Origin of the sequence: Arthrobacter sp. KNU40 (assembly GCF_051515115.1) — a bacterium.
Lineage (GTDB): Bacteria > Actinomycetota > Actinomycetes > Actinomycetales > Micrococcaceae > Arthrobacter.
Genome location: NZ_CP195850.1, coordinates 1,953,831 through 1,979,183 on the forward strand (window position 1 = coordinate 1,953,831; position 25,353 = coordinate 1,979,183).

Consider the following 25,353-nt stretch of genomic DNA (forward strand, 5'->3'; position numbering starts at 1 on the left):
AAGTATTATTCCTCAGAGGGCTCGGTATTCAAATCGGCGTAAAGTCGCGGGTTTACTAGCCGACACCGGTTCGACTCCGATGACACGGCCGGTGAAGCCGCCGGCAACTTCCGTTGAAATGTAGCGCCCGTCGATAGTGGCGAGAGCTGTGAATTCTTCAGCTTCGTAGTAGCCGACGTTAAGGATGTCGGCAACGGTGGCTATGGGAAACATGCCCGTCGCTTCTGATGTCGACCGAATCGCAAGCACGACGGCGGCCGACGTAACCGCCGCCGTGGCGAGCACCTGGTCCGCAGGACCAATCACGACTCGGGCGGAAACGGTATCGCGGGCGGATTCGACGGCTATCCAGTGCGCTTCATCAAGCCGCAGCACCAGTCGTCCCGTTCCAGCGTCGACGGTTGCTCGGGCTTCCCAGGACTGGTGCTCCACGCGCCTCGCAAGCAAGGCTCGATGTGTCGCGCTGGGTACAATGGCGATCCCGCCGTCTGGTCCGCGACTGGTGAATTCCGCGGGGTTCAGCCCGGGACCGATCCAGTGGTGGGCGAGCTCGGTGTCCGTGAATTCGTCGTCGATGTCTCCCGCCCATTCCGGGACGGTGAATGCGTCCTCGTCGACCACAGGCCAGTCGTCCACCCACGAAACGCCTGCCAGGAAGGTCTCGCGGCCGTTTGCGTGGAAGCCGGGGGTCGGGCCGGTCGGCCGCACCCCTAGGTACACCATCGCCCACTGGCCGTCGGGCGTCTCGACGAGGTCGGCGTGTCCGGTGTTCTGTACCGGGCTGGACGTACTGCGGTGGCTGAGGATCGGGTTCGCCGGATTTGATTCCCAGGGACCGGCAAGTGACCGTGAGCGTGCGATCGTGACGGCGTGCCCCCGCTCGGTGCCGCCTTCGGCCAGCATGAGGTAGTACCAGTCTCCTCTGCGGTACACATGCGGGGCCTCCGTGTTGGCCAGGCCTGTGCCTTGCCAGGCCTCTTGCGTTTCCCCGAGGATCGCTCCGGTCTCCGGATTGATCGGGGCCTGCAGGATTGCAATTCCGGTCCGGTCATATCCGGCCCACGTTAGGTAGCAGGTCCCATCGACGTCCCAGAATAGGTCCGGGTCGATTCCCAGGACGCCCTCCGTGTAAACGGGCGAGCTCCACGGGCCGGCTGGATTTGTTGCCGAGGCGATCAGGTGTCCTTTGCGGACCTCGTTGAAGTTCGTGGTGATCAGCCAGAAGTGTCCGCCGTGGTGTCGAATCGTCGGTGCATAGATTCCTCCGCCGCCGGCGGACGACGGAATTGACAATTGATCATTCCGCTCGAGTGCATTGCCGATCAGCTCCCATGAGGTGAGGTCGCGGCTGTGGAAGATGGGCACTCCTGGCTTGTATTCGAAGGAGGAGGTGACCAGGTAGTAGTCGTCTTCCACCCGGCAAATGGATGGATCAGGATGGAACCCGGGGATGATCGGTGCTGCACTCAAGTCAATGTTCCTTGTTCAATCGTTAGTCTTCATGGGGACGGCCGTCCCGGTTCTTCTCACGGCTGCGGCAGGAGACGTCAACGCCCTGAACCGGAGGTGATCAGTTCCGGTTCAGGGCTATGCCGCTGGTGAGAGCGACCCGGTCCAACCACGCCAGGCTTGGCTTCGGTGGCGTTCGAAGGTCTCGAGATCGACGGCGATCAGGCCAAAAGTCGGCTCCCAATGACCCCCAGCCGTGCCTGACGGCGACGCTAAGGACGTCCGGCCGGTAGGCCGTGCCGACGAGCGGTTGTTCGGGCTCGGGGCCGCGGCGACGAGCCTGTTCTGTTGAGGTTGTTACCCTCGACCTGATCCGAGGCAGCGGATGCTCCCCAAAGAAGCTGCTCGGGAAACGGCGACATTGATCCTCCTTTTGCTGGATGGGGTCAGGGTCCTCGTGCCGGTCGCGAGGACTCGCATTGATGCGGGGCTTGACCGGCCGTCGTCTGAGGCAAGATTGGCCCGCCGTTTGCGCTTACCCGACCGTCCGATCAAACCAATGTGATTGAGGCGGCCAGGTGCTCCGTGCTCATTTAGTGTTCACTCTTTGGAGTTCAGCGAACGGTTCGGGCGCCTACAGACACGGTCTTCTCGCCGTGGACAGTCGCGCTGCTGGTGGATGCCATGATGGTGATCTCGCCCGCTTCGATCCCTCGTCGACCATCTGGGAAGGTGTAGAACAAGCGTTCGATCGGGAAAGTAAGCTCCACCGTCGCCGAAGTGCCTGCGTCCAGCTCGATGCGCTGGAACGCGACAAGCTGGCGCACCGGGCGAACGACCGATCCGTGCTCATCCCGCGCGTACACCTGTGTGACCGTGGAGCCGTTGCGGCTCCCGGTGTTCGAGGCGGTCATCCGAGTGGTGATCATGCCTGCCACTTCGTCGACCTCGACGCTTTCGAGCGACAGCTCGATCGTGGTGTACCCGAGGCCGTGCCCAAACGGGAAAAGCGGTGTTGGGTCCAGGTCGTTGTAGGGGTGCCGTGACCCGGTCGGATGTTCGTAGCCGCTCCCGAAGGGATGGCCGTGGTACAGGGGAATCTGACCGACGTGACGGGGGAAAGTGGAGGGCAGCCGGCCACCGGGCTCGACGATCCCGGTGAGCACGTCCGCGACGGTTTGGGGACCCTCGCCGCCCAGGAGAGGCTCCAGCAGGACGGCGGCGGATGCCTCGGCGACTTCCGTCAATAGGATCGGACGACCGGCGATGACCACTGTCACCAGGGGGATGCCGATTTCTCGCAGTGCCTGGATCAGCGCAGTCTGGTTGCCGGGCAGTTCAATCTTCGCCGAGGTCTGGCCTTCGCCCGCTGAGTTGTTGCCAACCCATCCGGTGCGCTCTCCGACGACGGCGATGACGACGTCGGCCTGCGCGATCGCGTCGCGCAGTGCACCGGCGTCGATTGGATCATTGTTGTCCGGCGTGCCGCAGTCGACGAAGATCGTTTCGATATCGGGATGCGCCTTCAGGGCTGCGAGGATCGTCGGGGTATCTGGGTAGAGGCCTCGGGCGATGCCTTCAAACGTCGGGGCGATGCCGGGGATTCTTGCTTGGAAGATGTCTGTGAAGTTGAACGTCGCTGGGTCGATGGTGACCACCTGTCCGGTCCGGATCATGTTGATAGCCATCGGCTGCTCGTCGTTGGCGACGTCGGTATACGCACCGAAGTGGACGCGCAACTCGTCGGCGAGGCTGCCGACCACGGCGACCGTGGTGTTCGCCTTGAGTGGCAGCACGCCGTCGTTCTGCAGGAGCACCGCGGCGTTCTCCGCGATGTCGCGGGCGATCCTCCGGGCCTCGTCCCTGTCGGGTACTGTGGCCGGGCGGTGCGGTCGGAGGGGAGTGAGGTGGGGGAGGAGGCCCGCTTCTCGCTTGGTCTCAAGCACGCGTGCGACGGCGAGGTCGAGTGTCTGTTCGCTGATGAGTCCATTGTCGAGGGCGGCGCCAAGCAGGCTGAAGTCTTCGTCCCCAGGAAGCTCGACATCCAGTCCGGCGTTCAGCGCCATCGCTCCGGCCTGTTCGGCATCACGGGCAACGTGGTAAGGGCGGACCAGCATCCGGACGGCATCGTAGTCGCTGACGACGAGACCGGAGAATCCCAGCTCGCCGCGCAGTAGATCGGTGAGCAGCCATTTGTTCGCTGCGACTGGGATCCCGTCGACCTCGTTGTAGGAGTTCATCACCACCGATAGTCCGGCTTCCGCGATCGCGCGGCGGAAGGGCACGGCGTACTCGTCGGTCAGGGTTCGTCGGCCGACGGTGGATCGGGCTTGGTTGTGACCGCCTTCGGACAACCCATAGGCGAGGAAATGTTTCCCTGTTGCCTGGACGCCGGAGTCACGGTCCCGCCCGTTGATGCCTCGGATGAAGCCCACGCCGATCTGTGACACGAGCTCGGGGTCCTCCCCGTAGGTCTCGTGGACGCGACCCCAGCGGGGGTCGCGAGCGAGGTCGAGCACAGGGGAGAAGCAAAGCTGGATGCCGTACCGGCGCATTTGCTCCGTCGTGATCGCCGAGCTGGTTTCGATCAGGTCCGGCATCCAGGTGGCGGCCTGCGCCCAAGCTGTGGGGTACGGGATGCCCGTGCCGTGCACGAGTCCGTTGATCCCCTCCGCATGGATGAGGGCGCCGATACCAAATCTGCTCACCTCCCGGGCAGCGGTTTGGATCGAGTTGAGAACGTCGCGGTACTCGTCCTCGGGCGCGCGATGAAACCAGGCGAGGGACAGGTGGCCGAGCCCGTGCGGCCGCAGCTCGGCGAGCTTCTCGGTGGCGATGTGCAGGCCACTAGGGGAGGCCTCCGTTGGTGGGCGGAAATCGTACAGACTCGGGAGCATCATTCCCGAAAGCTGTGCCATCTTTTCGTCGACACTCATGCGTGTCAAATACGTGGTGATGCTGTCCATGCTCGGATTCTCCTGTGGCTTTTTACTTGGCGCTGCGAACGAAGACCATCACGACCGTGCCGCCGATCAGCGTGCATGCGGCCGCGACGATGAACAGCAGCCCGTAGTTTTTGTCGGCACCGTTTGCCCCGATGAGCAGAAGGGGCGCCGCCACGATTGGTGCGATCGCCTGCGCGAGTGAGGTTGAATAGGCATTGATGCCGATGTATCGGCCCGCTTCAGTGTCGCGCTCGGGCAGAACGTCCAGCGTGATGGCTTGGTCGACCGCGGAGAAGACACCCAGCCCGATGCTGGTGACCACCGAACCGGTGATGAGCAAAGGGGCATTCGAGCCCCCGAACGCCATGACGATGGCGCCCACTGTGAAGGCGAGCCCCGCCAGGAGGACGAAGATACGTCGTCGCTTGAGCCTGTCAGACAGGAAACCGCCGAGCAGTGCGCCGCCGGCAGTGGCGACAACACCGGCGAGGGAAAGGATGACGATGAGACCACCGATGTCAGCGACGCGTCCGCCGGCGGAAAGCCGCGATGCGAAGAAAAGCGTGGTGAAGGTTGTTGCGAACGTGACGCCGAACATGAAGAACAGTCGGCCGAGCCAGTTCCAGGCGAAGTAGGGGTGCCTGGCCGGGTTGAACACCATATTGCCGAGAACCTTGCTGACGGTCAGTTTGTCGGCCAATTCCATGTCGCGGCTGCTGGGTTCCTTGATAACGATCACCCAGAGTGCCATCAAGACCACACCGAAAAGACCTGGGACCAGGAAGACCAGATAGTTGTTCCCGATGAAGGCGCTTGCGATCCCGACGCCGAGCACGGAGCCGATCATCTGGACGAATCCGCTCAGTCCGGCGACCTTTCCGCGCTGTTCCTCCGGTAGCTGGTCCGCTTGTGAGAGCAGCAGCGAGTTCAGAGCCGAGCTCCAACCAAGTTGTGCGATCATCCAGCCCACGGCAAGGAGCGGGATCGTCGGCGCCCAGGCCAGGCAGGCCAAAGCGACTAGACCGAGCAGAGCGCCGCCGATTGCGAATGGTCGGCGCCGGCCGATTCTGGTTCTGGTCCGGTCGCTCCACATGCCTGTCAGGGGGCCAGCGACTGTGGCAACGACGGCGCCGGCACCGACGACATAGCCAAGTACTTCCACGTTCTGCGGCGCGAGTTCCTGAACTCGGAGCGACAGGGAGATTCCAATAGGTGCGACGTATGCCACGAAAGTGCCGAGTGAAGCGAGGATGAGGAGCCAAATGTATTTGCTGCTCACTGGCGTCCGGACTACAAACGATCTATTGGACGCGAGCAGCTCTTCGCCGATGGCGGCGGCCCCGCCCATTGAGACTGACATTTGTGCGGGCTGAAGCAGGGGTGTTTGGTCGACCATTATGCGACTCCTTTGTCGAAGGGCGGGTTTGTTAGGCGACGTCCTAATTTAGTATCACGTGCTACTAAGTATGAATGTGGTTAGTATCACGTGTCAATATTAGTGCTGGATGTTGGTTTTGAGATTGACGGGACCATCCACGGCGCCAATCGATGCCATGTGAGGTCGCAGAAGACTGACCCATGCAACATATCCCGACCCCGTGAGGTGCTGCGAGTCAAGCGAGAAGGCGCTTTTTATGGCGCCGGATTCACCCTCCAAGCCGGGCCAGAGGTCAATCCACGTTGCACCGTCTCTGACGCAACACCGGCGAGCCGGGTGTTGAGCCCGCGGATGCGCGATGCGAACTTAGGCTTCCGGGGCATAATGCTCTGGAGGAAGACTCTTGTCGCCGGCGATCCGGTAGCGATCTCGGTGATGATCCGGGTGATATTCCGAACGATCTCGTCATCATCGACGGCCAGTACAATATCGTTCGTCCCAATCAGCAGAAAGACCGCTGCCGGAGAATTTGCTGTCGTAGTTTTCAGGCGGGTGAGTACACCAGTGGTGCTATCACCCTGGATTCCCCGGTTCTTGACAGGAACTCCTGGGAATCAGTCGTTCCACAACCCGCCCTCAGCGATGCTGTCACCAAGGAACACGACATCCCCAGACAGTATCTCGAACTGCTCGAACTGCGAGGCCCGCATCCTTTTGCTCGGTCGGGTCCACTTCTCGGCGGACCATGTCGCCAACCGTTTCTTCATCGTGTTCTCTTCCTTGTGGCGCGCCGACGCATTTGAGATTCACTTCTGAAGATTCGCGACCTGCGCTGATAGCCGCGCGCAGTCCGGCGAGCATCGCTTTTGGCAATCGCCGAGGTGCAGTTTTTTCTGTGCATCGGCTAATATCCGAGTCTTTCGCCCGCCCGGATCCGTGTTGCTCAGTCATCACGCCGCATGGCAAAGGGGTGCCCTAAGTGAGTCCGGCCACTGCGGAAGAGGCGCGGGCTGGGCCCCTGCCCAGTAACGGCTTCTAGTCATAGGTCTTGCTGTAGCTTGTCTCAGAAGGGACGGCGTTCAGGACTGACTGAATCCAAGTTGCGCGGCAGTCGCCACGGCTACCCAGATGACTCACGTCGTCTCGCCTGGTATGACTTTGACGCTTGGGCTCGCATCGTATACCTGAGTGGGGGCGTCCCCCACATTCAGCTGTTCCAGGTCCGCCGCGATCTGCGCCATGAGTGAGTCATTCTGTATGAGGATGGTGGTCAGTCTGGGAGACACCAGTTGACCCACCTCCGTGGCGTCCACTCCGACAACTGAAAGATCTCCAGGCGTTCGCAACCCGAGGATCCTGCCGGCCGCCAGCACCGCGATGGCAACGTCGTCGTTATAACAACCCACTCCCATCGGTGAACCCTCGGTGGAGAATGCCTTGAGGGCCGCTGCAGCCCCCGCCAGCTCCAGTGGGATTTCGAGCCGCTCCGGTGCGGGTAATCCGCCGGCCACGGCAGCAGCTTTCATGCCTTCGTAGCGGGGAGGGCCAAAGGGATCCAGGCGTTCGTCGACGAGTGCAGCAAATGCGAGGCGACGTCGCCCGTTCCGAAGCAGCTCGTTCGCCATGATCCGGCCGAGGAGGAAGTTGAGGTCGCCTTCGGGCTCTACCGGACGCCGATATCGCGGAATAGCCTTGGCGCCGGTGGCCTCCACGGATTCCCGGTCTTCGGGGGACAGGACGCCCAGGTCCACCACGGCTACCGGCCGGAAGTGCAGAATCGCGGCGAGCGTTTCAGCCGCGTCCCGCCCTGCGAAGCGGACTACGACGCTCAGGCCGTGCCGGGCAGCCTGGTGAGTCACGCTGTCCACAAGATCCTGAAGATTGCTCCCGAATGTCGTGTTTGGTAGTACGACTACGACGATGTCGCTTCGCCCTCTTACCAAGGCTCTGCCGGCGGGCGACGGTCGGTAGTTCAACTCGGCGGCGGCGTTCAGCACCTTTGCCCTCGTCTCCTCTGGGAAACGGGACCCCTGTCCATTAAGGACATGGCTGACCGTCGCCCGGGACACTCCTGCCCTTTTGGCAACGTCAAAGCTGGTTGGTTGCTTGGTGCGAATCGGATCTGGTGCCACGCTAATAGCATGTCACACCCAGGCTTGACACGTGATACTGCCCGCACGCTTACTGAGACTCTTTAAGGTTGCGTGCATTTCGGGCTATTCGTTAGATGGCCCGGCTCGTCCCGGAACTGCAGCAGCATACGCCGGCTCCCGCGGGCGTATGCGCCGGCCCAGATCACTGTGACCGCCATGACGGGACTAATAGTTCGCAGAGTTTTCCATAAACCGAATCGACCATTGACACGTGATACTAGCGGATCTACGCTTTGATGACACGTGATACGTCCGTGTCCACTAGCTTTTCCATTCATCGCTTACGAGGGAGAAACCGATGACCCGTACGTCGTTCAATCAAGGCTGGTCTGTTCGGCCAAAGGTCAGCATTTTCGCGGAGATCTCGAGTCCTGCTGCCGCCGGGGAGGCCGTGACCTTGCCCCACGACTCCATGATCAGCATGGAGCGCTCGGTAACCTCCGGCCCGCACGGTGGGTACTTCCCGGGCGGGACGGTCGAGTACTCGAAGGCATTCGACGTGCCGGAGGGTTACCGGGGCAAACGCCTTTCGGTCGAGTTCCAAGGGGTCTACCGGGATGCCGTCGTGTTCGTCAACGGTGATTTCGCCGGGCAGCGACCGTATGGGTACTCGACTTTCGAAGTTGAGCTGGGTCCGTTCCTGAAATACGGGCAGGACAACGCCATCCGGGTGGAATCCCGCGCCCATGAAGACTCCCGCTGGTACTCGGGCCTGGGGATTCATAGGGATGTGGTTCTGATCGTGGCGAACCTGGTCCATGTACCCGGGAGCGGGGTGCGGATTACGACGCCGGACATCACCGCAGCGCGGGCGGTCGTGGAGGTGGCCACCACGGTCAGGAACTCCGGCCGGGAAACAACGACCGTGGACGTCGATACGGAGATCACGGACGCGTCGGGGTTCGCGGTAGCGGCCGATACGGCCCCCGTTACGGTGCGCGCTGGCGAAAGCGCAGTCCTCCGGCAGCGCCTGTACATCCAGGAACCCCGGCTCTGGGGGATCGACACCCCGCACCTCTACAACGTACAGACCCGGCTCCGGGACCTCGCCGGCGTCGTGGATGAACACGCGTCCACCTTCGGGATCCGTTCGCTGCAGCTCGACCCGGAGCGAGGGCTGCAGATCAACGGCGAGACGATCAAGCTGCGCGGCGCTTGCATCCACCACGACAACGGTATCCTCGGCGCGGCGGCGATCGGCCGCGCCGAGGAACGCCGCATCGAACTGCTCAAGGCAGCCGGTTTCAACTCCATCAGGAGCTCCCACAACCCGCTCAGCCAGGCCATGCTCGACGCCTGCGACAAGTACGGCATGCTGGTCATGGACGAGACCTTCGATATCTGGACCGAGAGCAAGTCCTCCTTTGACTACTCCCTGAGTTTCCCCGAATGGTGGGAGCGTGACGTCGAGGCCATGGTGGCGAAGGACTTCAACCACCCGAGTGTCATCTTCTACTCGATCGGCAATGAAATCCCTGAAACGGGTACCGGATTGGGATCGGGCTGGGGCCGGAAGATCGCCGAAAAGATCAGGTCCTTGGACGGTACCCGATACATTACCAATGGCGTCAACGGCTTCGTCTCCACCCTGAAGGATGTCGCCGCGATGATGCGCGAGCGTCGCGCGGGGGAGGGCGCCGTCCAGGGTGTGAACGACATGATGAGCCAGGCTGCGGACTTCATGGGGCGGATCAGTGCCTCCGACATGGTGAGTGAAAGGACGGCCGAGTCCCACGCCGTCGTGGACGTCGCCGGGCTGAACTATGGCGAGAGCCGCTACCTCATGGACCGGGAGCTGTTCCCCAACCGGATCATCGTCGGCACCGAAACGTATCCCGGGCAGATCAACACGAACTGGAAGCTCGTGACCGAAAACCCGCACGTGATCGGTGACTACACCTGGACGGGCTGGGATTATCTTGGCGAGGCCGGGATCGGTCGTGCGAGGTACGATCGGGACAAGGATTTCGGGGCACCGTACCCGTGGATCGCCGCTTGGTGCGGCGACATCGACATCACCGGCTACCGCCGGCCGGCTTCGTACTACCGCGAAATCGTCTTCGGTCGGCGCAGCGCGCCCTATATTGCCGTGCAGCGGCCTGAGCACCATGGGCGGGAGCATGGTGCCGGTCAATGGGCATGGAGCGATTCCATCTCCAGTTGGAGCTGGAATGTCGCGTCCGGATCACCAGTCACGGTCGAGGTCTACAGTGACGCGGACGAAGTGGAATTGTTCCTCAACGGCGAGACCCTTGGCCGGGCGCCGGCCGGTGCGGAGAGGGACTTCCGGGCCATTTTCGAGGTCGAGTATCACCCGGGTGAGTTGACCGCTGTCGGATACGTCAACGGAACGGAACAATCACGAACGTCGCTGCGCACCGCCGCCGGGGCGATCAGACTGACGGCAAACGCGGACCGTGCCGTCATCCGGGCCGATGACAGTGATCTTAGCTATGTGGCTTTGGAGTTCCGCGACCAGGACGGCACGCTCGCCACACATATTGAGGGGAAAATCATGGTTTCGGTTGAGGGGGCCGGCGTCCTCCAGGCACTTGGCAGTGCCCGTCCGGACACCCGGGAAAGCTACGTCGGAAACCAGCACACGACTTTCGACGGGCGCGCCCTGGCCATCATCCGGCCCACCGGGGCTGGGCTCATCACGTTGACTGCGACCGTGGAGGGCTACGAATCCGTGACACTGTCGCTCGAAGCCGTCGCCAAAGCCGATGCTTTGCTGCCCGTCAACACCGAAGGAGTCCTCGCATGATGCCGGCAGAGGAAAAGACCGTTAACACTGAATCCATGATCGACCGTCGCGCGGTCGTAGCCAGGCACGCAATCAAGATCAACGCCCCCGACCCGCAGCACGTCCTGACGGTGGGAAACGGTGACTTCGCCTACACCGCGGACATCACCGGCATGCAGACCTTCACCGACTACCACGATGCCAAGTCGGCCATGGGGCGCGGCGAAGTGGCCGTGAACACGGCGACGATGAGTTCCTGGGGATGGCATGAAATGCCGAACCCTGAAGGCTACGTGCTCGACGACGCCATGTCCCGCTACGAAACGTCGCGCGGACGGGTGTCGTATCCGGACCGGTACGACATGGAACAAGCCATGCGCGGACAACTCACCGACGACAACAAACCCGGAGCCTGGCTTCACGCCAACCCGCAAAGACTTGATCTCGGACGCATCGGCCTGCAGCTGCGCCAGAGCCCTGATGGAGACGTGGAAACCGACCCGGACACTCTTACCGTGGTCCACCAGGAACTGGATTTGTGGACCGGCATCATCGAGACCTCGTTCCGCTATTCCGGTGAAATGGTGCGAATTCAAACTGCAGCCTCGCCGGACAGTCCCAGCGTCGGCTTCCGAATCAATTCCGAGCTGCTGCGCGATGGACGATTGACCGTCTCAGTGCGCTTCCCGTATGCCTCCGAAGGATTCTTCCAGACCTCCGACTGGGACTCTCCGAACCGCCACACCTCCGTACTGACCTCCCGGGGGACTGGTAGCTCGAGTATCTTGCGCCAGCTTGACGCAACAAGCTACCGGGTTGATCTCGACACCAACGGCGCAACGATCACTCCCGACGATGAACCTCACCAGTTCAGGGTCGCCACGACGCAGACGACGTTGGAACTCGTTGCCGCGTTCACTGCGGACCCCACGGCCCCGCGCGAACAGCCAACCGGTGAGTGCTTTGACTGGCTCCGGGATGCGTCCGCGCAGTCCTGGAAAGCCTTCTGGACCTCCGGCGCTGCCCTCGACTTCGAAGGCAGCAGCGACCCGCGGGCCCACGAACTCGAACGACGGACCGTGCTTTCGCAGTACCTCACTGCGGTGAACAGCTCCGGGGTGACACCGCCGCAGGAGACCGGCCTGATCACCAACTCCTGGCAAGGCAAATTCCACCTGGAAATGCACCTGTGGCATGCTGCCCACTTCGCGACCTGGGGCCGGCCCGCACTGCTGGAGCGCAGCATGCCCTGGTACCTGTCCATCCTGGACCAGGCCCGGGAAACCGCAGCACGCCAAGGCTACCGGGGAGCCCGTTGGCCCAAACATGTGGGGCCGGACGGCCGGGAGAGCCCGAGCCCCATCGGCTCCCTGCTCATCTGGCAGCAACCCCACCCGCTGTACCTGCTCGAACTACTCTGGCACGCCTCCAGCCCGGAAAAGGGGGCATCCCTACTGGAGGACTACGCCGAACTTGTCCACGAGACGGCCACTTTCATGGCTGATTTCACCGAGGAACGGGACGGAGTGTTCCACCTGCCGGCGCCCGTCATGCCCGCCCAAGAATTTTACGACGCGGCCGCGACCGAAGACCCGACGTTCGAACTGGCCTACTGGTGGTGGGGTCTGGAAATCGGACAGCTCTGGCGCGAACGCACCGGACATCCGCGGCACGAGCGCTGGACCGACATCCAGGACAATCTCGCCCGCCCCCGTACGAACGGTGAACGGTACGACGCCGTTGCCACCGAACCGTATCTGCGGCGCGACGACCACCCCTCACTGCTGGCCGGTTACGGGTTGGTCCCGCCGACGCCGCTCATCGACCCGGTCCGGATGGAAAACACTCTGTGCGAGGTCATCGACACCTGGGACTGGCCAAGCGCCTGGGGCTGGGACTTCCCCGTCATGGCCATGACCGCAGCCCGCCTGGGCAAACCAGACCTGGCCATCGACTGCCTACTGAAGGCCGAAGCGAAAAACCAGCACACCGACGTCGGGCACAACCCCCAAATGGGCGGAATTCTGCCCCTCTACCTCCCCGGCAATGGATCCCTGCTCGCCGCAGTCTCCCTCATCGCCGCCGGCGACGACGCACGAGCGGGCGGCTTCCCCAAAACAGGGTGGACCGTCAAAACAGAAGGCTTCGTCCCGTGGCCCTCAACAATCCAACACAACTAAAGAGGAATTGAAGAACGCCGACCACCCCCATTTCATGAGCAGTGGCAGGAAACCATCAGCGGCGTGCGGTTCGCCCGGAAGACTGTCATCGTCACAGGTGCAGGATCAGGCATTGGACACGCAACGGCACTGCGCGTCGCCAAGGAAGGCGCCGACGTCATCGCCGCCGACATCAGCAAGGAACGCCTCGACGCTCTGGTGCTGGAACATGCCGGTTTGGAGCTGATCACCGTTGCCGGCGACATCTCGACCGAGGAGGCCATCACTGCGATCGTCGCAGCCGCCGACGGGCGCGTTGACGCACTCGCCAAGGTTGCCGGGATCATGGACAACTTTTCGCCCGTGCATGAAGTGGACAACGAACTCTGGGACCAGGTTTTCAGCGTCAACGTCACCGCCACCATGCGCCTGACCGGCGCCCTGGCCCCCTTCATACTTGCCGCAGGGAGGGCTCCGTGGTCCGCCGCCGGGGCGGCCTACACCACGTGCAAGCACACAGTCGTTCGTCTGACGAAGAGCTCGGAGGTCATGTACGGTTGGCAGGGCTTTGGGTGCAATACTGTGGCCCCGGGACCGACAGTCGCCAACATTGTTGCGAACTGGGGATCCCAGCTGGGCGCTGAACGCCTCGGGCCGCTGATGAAGTCCAACGTTCCCGTACCTGCTTCGGCCGCGCAGCTCGCCGCGTCCATTACCTTCCTGCTCAGTGACGACGGCACCAACGTCAATGGGGTAATTCTTGCCTCCGATGGCGGCTGGTCGGCCATCTAAAGGGGGGGCGGAGACCGCCACTCATGGCCTTCACAACTTCCGGTTCGCCGGACAACATCGGCCAAGGAACTCTATCCTCCCGTGTGGCAGCACAAAGGAATGGTCGCGGTTGTTGTGCACTTAGCACCAAATCGAGCGCTCCATTGTGGCGCGAGAACCGCTCACCGCCTCGGTCGAGATCGTAGTGATCGGTGGCGGCTTCGGCTGCCACACCGCCAGAACGACATGCCGCGCGTCCGGGTTTCAATATCGAAATCCGCAGCGAAACACCGCAGCTGCAGGTTGATGGAGAACTGATCGGTCTCACTCGCTGCCTGCGTACAAGGCTTGGCAGGCTGGGCTCATTGTGCGCTGTCACTCCGCCAGACCGCATGGCATGGTCGGCCCCAGACGTCCGAGCCGTCACCAAGCTCCGGAACCGCGCGGCCGGACGGCGAATGAAGTCCTGGAAAATGCCCGCGGTGAGAATCCATCGCAGGCGTTGCCCGCCCAAGGAAGCAGCTGGATAATCGCTGCGGCCGCGTGCGGCGAGAGCACCGGGAGGTGACGCGCGACTGCCTGTCCAAACTTAGGCGGTCGCGGCCGTGTGCGTTGCGTGTACCCGGCAGCAGGTGGGTCAGGAGGCAAGTCCCGCACGGTATGTGTAGGCGACCAGTTGGGCGCGGTCTCTGGCTCCGACCTTTGCCATGGCCCGGTTGGCGTGGGTCTTGACAGTGAATGGCGAGATGAACATGGTTTCGGCGATCTGCTGGTTGCTCTGCCCGGTGGCGATGGCGATGACGACCTCGCGCTCCTTGGGCGTGAGGGCGGCAAACAAGTTAACCAGGGCGGGGTCGACGTCGGCCTGTCGTTCTTCGGCGACCCGGTCGATCAGCGCGGTGGCGGCGGTGGCGGAGAGGGCACCCCCTCCGGCAGCGACCTCCTCGATGCCAGCGGCGAGTTCGGCGGGGCCTATGCCCTTGCTGAGGAAGCCGTTGGCGCCTACCCGTAGCGCGGCAATGACTGTTTCGTCGTGATCGAATGTTGTCAGGATGATGATGCGGACGCGTTCGGCCGGGATGGTTTGCCGGATCCGGCGGGTCGCTTCCACGCCGTCGACGCCGGGCATGCGGATGTCCATCAGGACCACGTCCACGTCCAGTTCGCCGAGCAGCCGGACCGCCTCCAGTCCGTCCCCGGCCTCGCCCACCACCGTGATGTTGGGCTGGGCCTCCAGGATCGTGCGTAGCCCGACGCGGATCATTTCCTGGTCATCGACAATCAGTACACGGATCATCGGATCATCCCTCCGTCTGTCTTCAGGATCGAGGTGAGGCGGAACCTGCGACCATCGTCATCGATAGTCACACGGCCTCCGGCCGAGCGCGCGCGTTCACGCATACCCACTAGACCGTATCCCCCGCTCTCATCGCTGGTCTTCCGTTTGCTCGCGCAATCGTTCTCCGCCACAATGCTCAGCTGTCCGTCGGCACAGCGGATCGCCAGTTCCACCTTTCCCCGGCCGTGCCGTTGCGCGTTGGTCAGCGCCTCCTGCACGATCCGGAAGGCAGCCAGACCCACCATCGGATCCAACCCGCCGGTATCTCCGTCGGTGACGAAATCCACGGCAACACCGGCGGCGCGGAATGTTTCAACAAGCGCCGGGATCTGCGACATATCAGGTGCCGGGCGGTCCGGAGAGTCGTCATCGCCCCCGCGGCGCAGCACGGCGAGGATCAGCTGGGTTTCGTGCAACACCCGGCGCACACCGGCACGCGCAGACTCCAGCGCCGTGCGGGCGGGAGACTCTCCGGCGGGGAGGCTTACTTCGGCCACGCCCAGATGCATCCCGATCACGGCGACCTCATGGCCCACAACGTCGTGGAGGTCTCTGGCGATCCGCACACGTTCCTCCGCAATTCCGCGTTCAACAGCAAGATCCGCTGCCGCTTCGGCGTCGAGCGCGCGTTGCCTCATGGACTCCAGGAAACCCTGCTGCGCCCGCACGGCGCTTCCGACCGCAGCACCAACAGCACAGCACGCCGAGGCCACAAGGGCCACCGATGCCTGAAAGTCCCAATGCTCCCGGACCACGAGCGAAAGGTAGACAGGAACACCGGCGACCAGCAGCGCGAAAATAGCGCGGGAACCGCGAACTGTCACCGAGAACAAGGCAAAGACCACGACCGACCACGCCGCGACGAACTCGGTCGAGAGCAGCGCTGCGGCAACCGCGCCGAGCACGACGACGATCAATCCCGGCGTGCGCCGGACCCGGCTCAAGATCAGGCCTGCGGCCACGAAAATGACGCCGGTGTAGCCGAGTGGCGGTTCACCGGAGAGCCCCAGCACGAAGAACTCGGTGACAACAGCGGCCCAGCTCAGAATCAGTACCACGCGGTCGAGGAACTGGCCTCGCAGAAACCATGCCAGCCCCGGCGATGCCGACGCGGCGCTGATTGATGTCATCCCACGATTATCGTCCACTCGCTGCCTCTTCCTGTTCTGCAATGGGTTCTGTTCTGCAACGGGACGGAAGGAAGGGCCCCGCAGCGGGGGGCCCTTCCCTTCAGGCTGTAGTTATCAGGTGTTCACGAGGACATGTTCTTCGTGAGTGTCCTCGTCAGCGTCGCCGAGGGCGTGGCCTTCCGTGTCGAGGTTGGGCAGGATCTTGTCGAGCCATCTGGGGATCCACCAGGCGCGGTGTCCGGCCAGGGAGAGCAGGGCTGGCATGATGATCATCCGGACCAGGAAGGCGTCGGCCAGGACTCCGACCAGGAGCCCGAACGCGGTCTCGGCTGCGAAGGTCATCGTGCTGGACGCGAAGCCGCCGAACACAAAGCCCATGATCAGCGCCGCGGCAATCAATACGGGTCCGGACTTCCGGAAACCGGTCATGATGGCCTCTTTCGGGGACCGTCCGCCGACGTATTCCTCGCGGATACGTGAGACGAGGAATACCTGGTAGTCCATGGCCAGGCCAAACAGCACCCCGACGAGGATGATCGGCAGCAGGCTCATCATCGGGTCGCCTTGGGGTGCCTGAATGATTCCCTTCAGCCAGCCCCACTGGAACACAGCCGTGAGTGCACCGAATGCGGCACCGAGCGAAAGCAGGTACCCCACCGTGGCGAACAGGGGCACGAGCAGCGAGCGGAACATCACCATCATCAGCAGAAACGACAGGATGACGATCACGGCGACGTACTTGACCAGTGCCTGGGTCATGAGAGCCGTGGTATCCAGACCGATCGCGGTCTCACCGGTGACTTCCAGGTGCACCCCGCTGATGCTGGAGGCGTGGTCCCGGATGTCCTGGACGAGGGCTTTCGTGCCCTCATCGATCGGGCCTCCGGCCGGAATGACCGTGACCAGGGCCGTGTCGCCGGCTTGGTCAACGGCGCCGGGAATAACGGCGTTGACGTGGTCCAGTCCTGTGAGTTCGTTCTGGATCGTCTTAACCTGGCCGGAAATGTTGCCGCCCTCTGCGAGGACCATCAGGGGCGACTGGACGCCGCCGAACTTGTCCACGATGAGGTTGTAGGCGTGCCGCTGGGTGGAGTCGGGGCTGCTGCCGCCGGGGATGTTCGCGGCTGTCTTCATGCTGAAGAACGGGACGGCCAGGATGGCGAGGACCGCGACGGCGCCGAGCAGCATGGGCAGCGGACGGCGGGTGACCGCCTTGCTCCAGCCTCCGACGAAGGAGCGTCGCGTCAGCTCGGTCTCCTCGACCTGGCCATCAAGAAGCTTCTTGCGGTCCTTGCGGGAAAGGGCCTTCAAACCCAGGGACTTCATCAGAACCGGCAGCAGCGTCAGCGACATCAAGACGGCAACGACAACCGCGAAGGCCCCGGCCAGCCCCATGTCCTGGATGGCGCCGATGTCGGTGACCCAGAGACCGACGAGGGCGATGATCACCGTCAGGCCCGCGAAGACGACGGCGGTTCCGGCGGTTCCGGTGGCGCGGGAGACGGCGTCGTCGACTTTCCGCCCGGCTTTCAGCTCTGCACGGAACCGGGTGAGGATGAACAGGGAGTAGTCGATGCCGACCGCCAGCCCCAGCATGCTGGGCAGGGTGATCGTCGTGGAGTCGATGGGATGGATCGCGGACCAAGCGACGACGCCGATGGTGCCTGTGGCGACCCCGGCGATCGCGACGAGCATATTGGCGCCGGCCGCGACCAGTGACCCGAACGTGATGAGCAGCACCAGGAACGCGATGAGGATGCCAGCGGCCTCGCCCGGGCCGAACGCCGCGTAGCTGTCCTTCGCGATGGACCCGCCGACCTCGGTCGTGAACTGGGAACCCTGGCCCTGGGCGAAGCCGACGACCTCCTGGTAGGTTTCCGAGGCATTGTCATCCGTGATGCCGGAGAACTCCAGAGTGGACACCACGGTGGTGCCATCCTTGGAAATATAGGGGCGTTGAACGTTGAACGGATCGCTGACCGATTTCACGTTCGGCAGCGCTTCGGCCTTGGTCAGGACCGACTCTATGGCTGCCTTCGTGGCCGCGTCGGTGGCCTTCGCGGAGCCGTGCGTCTCGATAACGAGCTGCAGCGTCTTCGCTCCCGGGCTGCTGCTCATGGCCGGGAACTTTTCCTGCATGGTCGTGAGCGCCTTTGAAGCATCGGTCGCAGGCATCCCGCCCGTCGACCCGTTCATGTTGGCCGAGGTGGCGGTAATGCCGGTGAACACGGCGAAGATCAACACCCACGCGGCGATGATGATGAACCGGTGCCGGGCGCTGAAACGCCCGATCGCGGCAAGGACATTAGGCATGGTGTACTCCAGGGATAAAGGTGGGGCCGCTGCGCCGTCGGGGCGGCTGGCTACACTCCAATGTTTCCCCAATGCCATCTCGCAGTCTTCGTTCGATCCGATCGATCGATGTACTTCATTTGAAGTAGTCCCGGGAAAGGTCTACTGCGATCGGCGTGTTGGAGCTGGAGCAATTAGTCTGAATTTTCCGGTCTCTGAATCACCGGAATCACCGGGCTTGCCGGGATTCCGGTGACTTGTTGGTCGGTTCCTGGTTGCTTTGCGTGGCGGTGCCGTATTGATCGATGAGTCTGATTGTGGGGTAGAGCTGTCCGCTCCGACGCGTGCTAGGGATCCCTTCGAGGACGAGCATGGCCTCAGCATCTAATCCAAACTAGAGGAGTCGGGATGGGCGGCTGGCCTTCCAGATACTGGGACTCCCGTATGGAACCTGCTTTTACGGCGGATCACCTCCGTGTCTCCCGCCGACACGTATCGCAGTGCTTCTCTGGTTCGATACGCGAAGTACTGGTCTATGCGAGACAGTGCACATTGGCCGGCATCACAAAACTGACTGAGCTACATGACGATGTAGAACCTATGAGGTTCCCCTTACAGGCCGAACCCTCCAATGCGAAATTTCTTCGGGCATGCAAAAACGGCACCAGTCGATTGCCTTCGAGCGTCGAGTGACACTAGCGGGGTGCATGCATAAACTACGCGGCTGTGCTCATTCGGCTGTCGGAGCCCGGTGCCGACAACCGCCCCAGTTGTTGTCTCCGCAACGCCGTAACGGCAAAGTTGATAGCCAGCAACACCGCCGGACCACCGGCTCCCAGGCTGAGAAAGACGAGTCCTTGGCTGTATCAAAGTCGCTGGGCTGCAGACAGCGTAGGTTAGAAAGTCGAAGCCCGTTCTGTGTCCTTTGGGACAGAAGGACACCGTCTTCTCGTGTTTTGATTGCAGCTAACAATGACAACGGTGACTCACAGCGCATCGCACTACGAAAGCACTGTGGGCAGGTTCGAATGAGTGGATTGGGACGATGAGGTTCAACGAGAAAAATGCAGTCGTGACCGGTGGCGGTCATGGCATCGGACGTGCAATCGCACTGCAACTCGCGTCCGAAGGGGCACGAGTCGCTATTCACGACAAGAATATTGAGAACGCACAAGCTGTCGTGCAGGAAATTCAGAAGGCTGGAGGGGAAGCACAAGCTTATGGAGTCGATGTTTCCAGCTCCTCCGATGTCAGGCGCGTAATCGCTGAGACTCTGTCAGACTTCAAACAGGTGCATGTGCTCGTATGCAACGCCGGAGTTAACACCTACAAGAACGTCTTCGAATATTCCGACGACGAGTGGGACACCCTTATAGGCGTCAATCTCACAGGAACCTGGAACTACTGTCGCTATCTCGGCGAGCACATGGCATCGACCGGCGGCGGTGCCATTGTGAACGTCAGCTCCAATGGTGCATTCACTACCGCCCATATGCGGGCCCCTTACATGGCAAGTAAGGGGGGCGTGCATTCCCTGACCAAGGCGCTAGCGCTCGATATGGCTGATTACGGAATTCGCGTCAATGATGTTGCGCCAGGTAATACCGATACGGGCATGACCCGTCCGGACACACCTCGACCCGGGTACGCGTCGAAGTCAATGGTAGCCATGCTCACTGCCATGCACAGGTACGGCAGGCCGGAGGAAATTGCCGCGGCAGTTTCATTCCTCGCCTCGGACGAAGCCAGTTTCGTGACAGGGGCCTCGATTGTGGTCGACGGCGGCTATTCAGCAGGCACACCGCTGGGGCTCCCGATTCGGCCTGTTGCCGAGGAAGGTTACGACGTACCTTGGCTGGAGACTCTCCCCGGCACTTAGCCTTCAACGTATTAACCGGGCTTAGTGGCCTCAGGCCCGCAGTGAGTGGGCTCACCAGTTTCCGTATTTCAAGGATGAACAATGAGTAACGAGTACAAAACGCACCAGTCGCAGGTTTCCAGCACGTACTCGATGATGGTCGGCGACCTGCGTGTCACGGTGATTTTAGACAGTCTGGTGGAATTCCCGCTCGCTCTGGTGACAGGCGCGTTGAATACCGAGGTGCAGGAGCATCAAGCTAAGAGCCTTCGCGGAGAATTTCCGACTATCACCATTAACGCCTATCTTGTGGAAAGTGACTCTGCGAAGGTGCTAATAGACACCGGTGTGGGCGGTGGTGTCGAGCCGTCTAAGGGCCGTCTCACAACGGAGCTCAGGCGCGTAGGGATCGAACCAGCTGAGATCACACACGTGCTGTTCACCCATTTGCACGCCGATCACGCAGGTGGTGGGATAACCCCATTGGGCGAGGCCGTTTTTCCGGATGCTGCTTATTTTGCACATCGGGACGAGAAGGGCTATTGGTTTGGCGGCGAGTCACCGTCAGGCGGTGAGGCCCTCCTTGAGCAGTACGACTTCACGCAGACACTGCTTCCGATTTTATCGAAGTTTACGTGGGTCGACACTGGAAATGTGCTCCCCGGCATCGAACTGGTGCACCTTCCAGGCCATACACCGGGCCACTCCGGCTATCGCATTGAATCAAAAGGTGAGTCCCTCTTCATTTGGGGTGACATCGTCCATCAACCGCAGCTGCAGTTCGCACATCCCGAGTGGGGTGTTGCGTTCGACTCTGACCAGGTGCAGGCGAGCCGGACACGGAAACGGGTCATGCAGGATGTGTCGGAGCGAGGAGAACTGATTGCAGGGCTCCACATCGACTTTCCCGGTATCGGGCATGTGAAGGCTATCGGCGAGGGCGGGTACGAATTCGTACCCAAAGTATGGGAACCGGCAGTTATTCAGTGAACACCGACGCCCGCAGGATGCTGGCGCCAACATTTTACGCAGGCACCATAACTACAACGCAGTAGGAGGACAATTGACTGCGGACTTCGCGTCACTGGAATGGATCGAGACGTTGCGAAGCGCATGCAACGCGAGCGAAGAATTTCGCACTGCCACCGCATTCGCGGATACGAAACTCGCCCTGATGTTTGGCGACAAGCGCTACTTCTGGAAGATCTACAAGAGCGCGATCATCGACTCCCAACAGTTCGTGCAGACTTTCGATCCGCTGGGGTATGACGTATCAATTCGAGCCTCTATCGACGTCTGGAAGAGCGTGGCGGAGCGACGTACAAAAGTATGGGATCATTTGAACTCCTTCGAACTCGAAATAGGTGGGAATCACCTCGAAGCGCATCGGTTGCATGAAGCGCTACTGATCATTTGTCAAGACATCCTGCCGGCCCTCGATAACGGGACGGTGGAGCAATGACGGGAAATCTGCCTGAAGTTACAGGTCATTATGTAGTGATTGACAAAACCCGCGTCTACTACGACCAGTGCGGCAGCGAGGGGCCTGTGATCCTATGCATTCACCCTGGCGGCACCAACTCGATGCAGTTTTACGAGTTTATCCAAGTGATGGCCGGGCGCGGTTTCCGGGCGATCGCAATCGACTTACCGGGTCACGGTAAGTCTTACCCGATTGACTGGCAGCCCGTGAGGTCCATGCATGACTACGCGGAGTTCATGCGCAAGTTTCTTCGAATCGTATTTCCTGATGACAAGCCCATCGTGTGTGGTGCTGCTGTCGGTGGCGGTATAGCCCTTGAGCTCGCAGTCGACCACCCTGACGAGATTCTGGCGGCGCTTGTTCTGGACATCACCGCGGCGCCCGAGGGTGACCAGTTCACCCGTTACTGTCACTGGTGGGAAAGCCCGCATGCGATGCCCAGCTGGCGAGATTTCGCCGAGCGAGTAGCTATGTCTGGCGTATACGGCGTATCGGGGGACCGCCTGCAGGAATTCCGTTGGCAGCACCGGTATTGCGCGCAGGAGGTCGGTACCGCCGACTTGCAGTGCTGGGCCACGCACGATGTCCGCGCCCGCCTAGGGAACGTTGCTTGCCCTTTGCTGGTCTTCAAAGGCGAGGCGGACTACTGGGTTCCCGAAGAGGGTCTCGACGCGATTGTCGCGGCTGTGCCCAACGGCCTCGCAGAGAAGGCAATCGGTCGGGGGATGGGGCACTATGCCTCCTTTGAGGCTCCAGAAGCAATGGCAACGATCGTGATCGACTTCCTGCACAGGCGCGGCTTGGCACCGGTGTGATCCATTCCCGCCATCAATACCGAAGAGGGCGTCCGGACGCGCGGAAAGCAGATGCGTTCGACCGACAACGCAACACTCGAACTAAACCCTCACAAACCGAAACGATTCACAGAAAGGAATACCCGTGACATTCATTGAGGACCCGTACACAGGGTTGAAGTTGCTGGAACTCAGCCATCCGTGGGGGCATGGCGCACCTTCGTATCCTGGACAGCGAGACGTATCAATGTTTCGTGCCGTAAAGCATGCGGAGCACGGGGTGTTGAGCTGGCGCATCAACATGAGCATGCACTCAGGCACGCACATGAACGCCCCGATCCACTTGATTCAGGGCGGCGCCGACATGTCTCAGCTCCAGCCGCACCATTTCTTTGGCAACGGGGTCGTTCTGGATATCCCGAAGTCGAGCTACGAGACCATCACGTCAGACGACTTGGTGGCCGCGGGATCGAAAATTCGTGAGAATGACGTAGTCGTGATCGTCACTGGGTGGCATCGACGATACTCCGACGCTCTTGAATACTTTGGTGAATCTCCAGGTCTAACCAAGGACGCGGCACAGTGGCTTGTGTCGAAGAAGGTCAAACTTGTGGCGGTGGATACGCCTCAAATAGATCATCCCCTAGCCACCTCATTGGGCCCCCACCGTGGAGGGCCGACTATGAAACGCTTAGCGGAGGCGTACCAAAAAGCGACAGGGCTGGATCCAAAGGAAGAGCACCCTGAGTGGAACGTCGCGCACAAGACATTGCTAGCCGCAGGCATCCCGACTATCGAACAGACCGGGGGCGATGTCGATGAGCTTGCAGGCAGGCGGGCGACTTTCGCGGCCACTCCTTGGAAGCTGACCAAGGGCGACGCGTGCCCAGTCCGCTTCATCGCGATGATCGACCCTAAGGGTACGACTCGCATCAACCCCGGCAACAACTAACCAGATTACCGAACACATTGAGGATGTGAGTTGATATGGCGCTCAAGTTTTATGATCTGACGCACGCCTTTCACCAGTTCATGCCGGAATGGCCATCAAGCCCAGGCGTAAATCTCTCGGTGAGCAAGTACCACGCCAGAGATGGCGTCTTTGAAATAAACTGGGACGGTATCATGCACCGCGGCACCCACATGGACGCGGCGCTTCACGTAACGGAAAACACGCCGGACGTCGCTGAAATTCCCCTGTGGAGGCTCTGTGGTACTGGCGTGGTTGTGTCGATTCCCAAAGAAAAATGGGGTCTTGTCACAATTGATGATCTCGAAAACGCCACCCCTGCTATTGAGGAAGGCGACATTGTGATGATTAACACCGGTTTTCATCGCAAGTGGGGTGACAACGACGACTACTTCAGTTATGGGGCAGGGATTGATCCCGAGGCAGCGAAGTGGCTGGTTGAACGGAAGATTAAACTCGTAGGCTTCGGCCATCAGGCTAACGATCATCCTCTGGCGACGAAACTGGTTGACCATGGACTTGGCCCGACCCACCCTCACTTGATTGAGGAGTACAAGCGGGAAACCGGCAGGGACCCGAAGGAGGACTTTCCCGAATGGGAACCCGCGCACAAGACACTACTTGTTGATGGCGGCGTCCCAGGCATCGAGAATGTCGGCGGTGAACTTGACGAGGCTTCAGGGCAACGTTGCTTCTTCCTCGCACTGCCGTGGCGCTGGGAGGGCGGCGACGGCTCTGGCGTGCGCATCTTCGCCATTGTTGATCCGGATCAGGAGTTTCGATTCGAAACCGGCGACTAAACAGCCCGTTGTATTTCAGATACTTGGACCACCCACTAACCTCCGGCGCTGCCCAAGTTCGGTTAAGAACTGAGAAAGGTCATCATGAAGCTTGAAACCGTTCGGAACGTGGCAGTGTTCGGTGCCGGCACTATGGGTTCCGGTATTGCCTTCGCATTAGCCAGATTCGGCTGTCAAATCTCGATCGTTGATCGAAACTCGGAAGCACTTGAGAGGTCCATGTCTATCGTTGAGTCCTCCTTGGACCTCTTCGTCGAAGAGGGCTTGGTTGACCGTGGCGCTAGGCAGTCAATACTGGACCGGATCGTGCCGACCACATCGGGGGAAGTCGCGGCGCGTGATGCAGACCTTGTAGTCGAGTGCATCGTCGAGGATAGGGATGCAAAGCGCGAACTCTATGAGCAACTGGATCGTTGGTGCCGCGAGCAGACGATTATCGTTAGCAATACTTCGTACCTTGACGTCTTCGAACTCCTGCCCGTGAACCGACTTCCTAATGCCATCATCGCCCATTGGTTCGCACCGCCGCACATCATCCCGCTTGTTGAAGTAGTGCCTGGCGAGAAGACAAGCCAAGAAACCGTCGACCTCGTGGTTGCATGGCTGAAAGACGCGCAGCGCGTTCCAATCGTTATGAACAAGTTCATTGATGGCTTCTGTATCAATCGTCTCCAGCGAGCTCTTGGACGAGAAATATTCTTCCTCCTTGACAACGACTACATCAGTCCCGAGATGCTCGACATCGCTGTAAAGGCGAGTATCGTGCCTCGCTCCATGGTGCTTGGCCTTGTCCAAAGGTACGATTTCACGGGGCTTGATCTTAGCTACAGCAACCTTCAGAACTCGGAATACCGCGAACCTCCGCTCGATAACAATCCAAGAAGTTTGGTAGAAAAGGTCGAACGGGGGGACCTTGGGGTGAAGACTGGCAAGGGATTCTTCGATTATGCTGACGAGCCGCTGGTGGATGTGCTGCGAAGGCGGGATGCGCGGCTTCTGGAGGTCTTCGCCAAAATTGGGGATTTGACATACCAACGCGTTTAGCCCGGGTCCTCGTGCCAGGTCGCTGGGCGGTCGGGTCGATCA

General features: G+C 61.2%; 18 protein-coding genes and 1 pseudogene. 10 read left to right on the top strand and 9 right to left on the bottom strand.

Annotation, left to right across the window (positions count from 1 at the left end):
• Positions 1 to 12: 12 nt before the first annotated feature.
• The 6 genes and pseudogenes from ACSKT0_RS09140 to ACSKT0_RS09165 form a co-directional block, all read right to left on the bottom strand.
• Positions 13 to 1,470, bottom strand: coding sequence for a family 43 glycosylhydrolase (locus ACSKT0_RS09140; protein WP_437773439.1), 1,458 nt, complete (start codon positions 1,468 to 1,470; stop codon positions 13 to 15).
• 593 nt (positions 1,471 to 2,063) lie between these two features.
• The gene (locus tag ACSKT0_RS09145; RefSeq protein WP_437773440.1) at positions 2,064 to 4,415 is read right to left on the bottom strand and encodes a glycoside hydrolase family 3 N-terminal domain-containing protein; all 2,352 of its coding nucleotides are present in this window, start codon (positions 4,413 to 4,415) and stop codon (positions 2,064 to 2,066) included.
• A gap of 22 nt (positions 4,416 to 4,437) precedes the next feature.
• Positions 4,438 to 5,790: an MFS transporter gene (locus ACSKT0_RS09150; protein ID WP_437773441.1), complete on the bottom strand. Its 1,353-nt coding sequence runs from the start codon at positions 5,788 to 5,790 to the stop codon at positions 4,438 to 4,440.
• Positions 5,791 to 6,026: 236 nt separating this feature from the next.
• Positions 6,027 to 6,356: a GDSL-type esterase/lipase family protein gene (locus tag ACSKT0_RS09155; RefSeq protein WP_437773998.1), complete on the bottom strand. Its 330-nt coding sequence runs from the start codon at positions 6,354 to 6,356 to the stop codon at positions 6,027 to 6,029.
• A 549-nt stretch (positions 6,357 to 6,905) separates the two neighbouring features.
• Positions 6,906 to 7,631 carry a substrate-binding domain-containing protein gene (locus ACSKT0_RS09160; protein ID WP_437773999.1) on the bottom strand — a complete coding sequence of 242 codons (726 nt, stop codon included), beginning with the start codon at positions 7,629 to 7,631 and terminating at the stop codon, positions 6,906 to 6,908.
• A 159-nt stretch (positions 7,632 to 7,790) separates the two neighbouring features.
• Positions 7,791 to 7,904, bottom strand: a pseudogene (locus tag ACSKT0_RS09165) (LacI family DNA-binding transcriptional regulator); the annotation flags it as partial.
• Positions 7,905 to 8,223: 319 nt separating this feature from the next.
• Between ACSKT0_RS09165 and ACSKT0_RS09170 the strand changes: the two are divergent.
• The 3 genes from ACSKT0_RS09170 to ACSKT0_RS09180 all read left to right on the top strand — a co-directional run bounded on the left by ACSKT0_RS09170 (position 8,224) and on the right by ACSKT0_RS09180 (position 13,622).
• Positions 8,224 to 10,692, top strand: a complete 2,469-nt coding sequence (locus ACSKT0_RS09170; RefSeq protein ID WP_437773442.1) for a glycoside hydrolase family 2 TIM barrel-domain containing protein — start codon at positions 8,224 to 8,226, stop codon at positions 10,690 to 10,692.
• Positions 10,689 to 12,851, top strand: a complete 2,163-nt coding sequence (locus ACSKT0_RS09175; RefSeq protein ID WP_437773443.1) for a hypothetical protein — start codon at positions 10,689 to 10,691, stop codon at positions 12,849 to 12,851. Before ACSKT0_RS09170 ends, ACSKT0_RS09175 begins: the two co-directional genes overlap by 4 nt.
• A 63-nt stretch (positions 12,852 to 12,914) precedes the next feature.
• Positions 12,915 to 13,622: an SDR family NAD(P)-dependent oxidoreductase gene (locus ACSKT0_RS09180; protein WP_437773444.1), complete on the top strand. Its 708-nt coding sequence runs from the start codon at positions 12,915 to 12,917 to the stop codon at positions 13,620 to 13,622.
• A gap of 616 nt (positions 13,623 to 14,238) precedes the next feature.
• On the opposite strand, the gene ACSKT0_RS09185 is transcribed toward ACSKT0_RS09180, so the two are convergent.
• The 3 genes from ACSKT0_RS09185 to ACSKT0_RS09195 form a co-directional block, all read right to left on the bottom strand.
• On the bottom strand, positions 14,239 to 14,898 hold the full coding sequence (locus tag ACSKT0_RS09185) for a response regulator (RefSeq protein WP_437773445.1): 660 nt from the start codon (positions 14,896 to 14,898) through the stop codon (positions 14,239 to 14,241).
• The gene (locus ACSKT0_RS09190; protein ID WP_437773446.1) at positions 14,895 to 16,070 is read right to left on the bottom strand and encodes a sensor histidine kinase; all 1,176 of its coding nucleotides are present in this window, start codon (positions 16,068 to 16,070) and stop codon (positions 14,895 to 14,897) included. Before ACSKT0_RS09190 ends, ACSKT0_RS09185 begins: the two co-directional genes overlap by 4 nt.
• Positions 16,071 to 16,184: 114 nt before the next feature.
• Positions 16,185 to 18,383: an MMPL family transporter gene (locus tag ACSKT0_RS09195; protein ID WP_437773447.1), complete on the bottom strand. Its 2,199-nt coding sequence runs from the start codon at positions 18,381 to 18,383 to the stop codon at positions 16,185 to 16,187.
• 1,024 nt (positions 18,384 to 19,407) lie between these two features.
• Here ACSKT0_RS09195 and ACSKT0_RS09200 point away from each other — a divergent pair.
• The 7 genes from ACSKT0_RS09200 (at position 19,408) to ACSKT0_RS09230 (ending at position 25,311) form a co-directional block, all read left to right on the top strand.
• Positions 19,408 to 20,241 carry an SDR family NAD(P)-dependent oxidoreductase gene (locus tag ACSKT0_RS09200; protein ID WP_437773448.1) on the top strand — a complete coding sequence of 278 codons (834 nt, stop codon included), beginning with the start codon at positions 19,408 to 19,410 and terminating at the stop codon, positions 20,239 to 20,241.
• An 81-nt stretch (positions 20,242 to 20,322) separates the two neighbouring features.
• A complete protein-coding gene (locus ACSKT0_RS09205) occupies positions 20,323 to 21,210 on the top strand; it encodes an MBL fold metallo-hydrolase (protein WP_437773449.1) in 888 nt (295 codons plus the stop codon).
• Positions 21,211 to 21,283: 73 nt separating this feature from the next.
• Positions 21,284 to 21,682 (top strand): hypothetical protein, encoded by a 399-nt coding sequence (locus ACSKT0_RS09210; protein ID WP_437773450.1) that lies wholly within the window; start codon positions 21,284 to 21,286, stop codon positions 21,680 to 21,682.
• The gene (locus tag ACSKT0_RS09215; protein WP_437773451.1) at positions 21,679 to 22,518 is read left to right on the top strand and encodes an alpha/beta fold hydrolase; all 840 of its coding nucleotides are present in this window, start codon (positions 21,679 to 21,681) and stop codon (positions 22,516 to 22,518) included. Before ACSKT0_RS09210 ends, ACSKT0_RS09215 begins: the two co-directional genes overlap by 4 nt.
• A gap of 124 nt (positions 22,519 to 22,642) precedes the next feature.
• Complete coding sequence (locus ACSKT0_RS09220; RefSeq protein WP_437773452.1) at positions 22,643 to 23,449, top strand: cyclase family protein; 807 nt, start codon at positions 22,643 to 22,645, stop codon at positions 23,447 to 23,449.
• A 35-nt stretch (positions 23,450 to 23,484) separates the two neighbouring features.
• Positions 23,485 to 24,267, top strand: coding sequence for a cyclase family protein (locus tag ACSKT0_RS09225; RefSeq protein ID WP_437773453.1), 783 nt, complete (start codon positions 23,485 to 23,487; stop codon positions 24,265 to 24,267).
• A gap of 84 nt (positions 24,268 to 24,351) precedes the next feature.
• On the top strand, positions 24,352 to 25,311 hold the full coding sequence (locus ACSKT0_RS09230; protein WP_437773454.1) for a 3-hydroxyacyl-CoA dehydrogenase family protein: 960 nt from the start codon (positions 24,352 to 24,354) through the stop codon (positions 25,309 to 25,311).
• Positions 25,312 to 25,353: the final 42 nt, after the last annotated feature.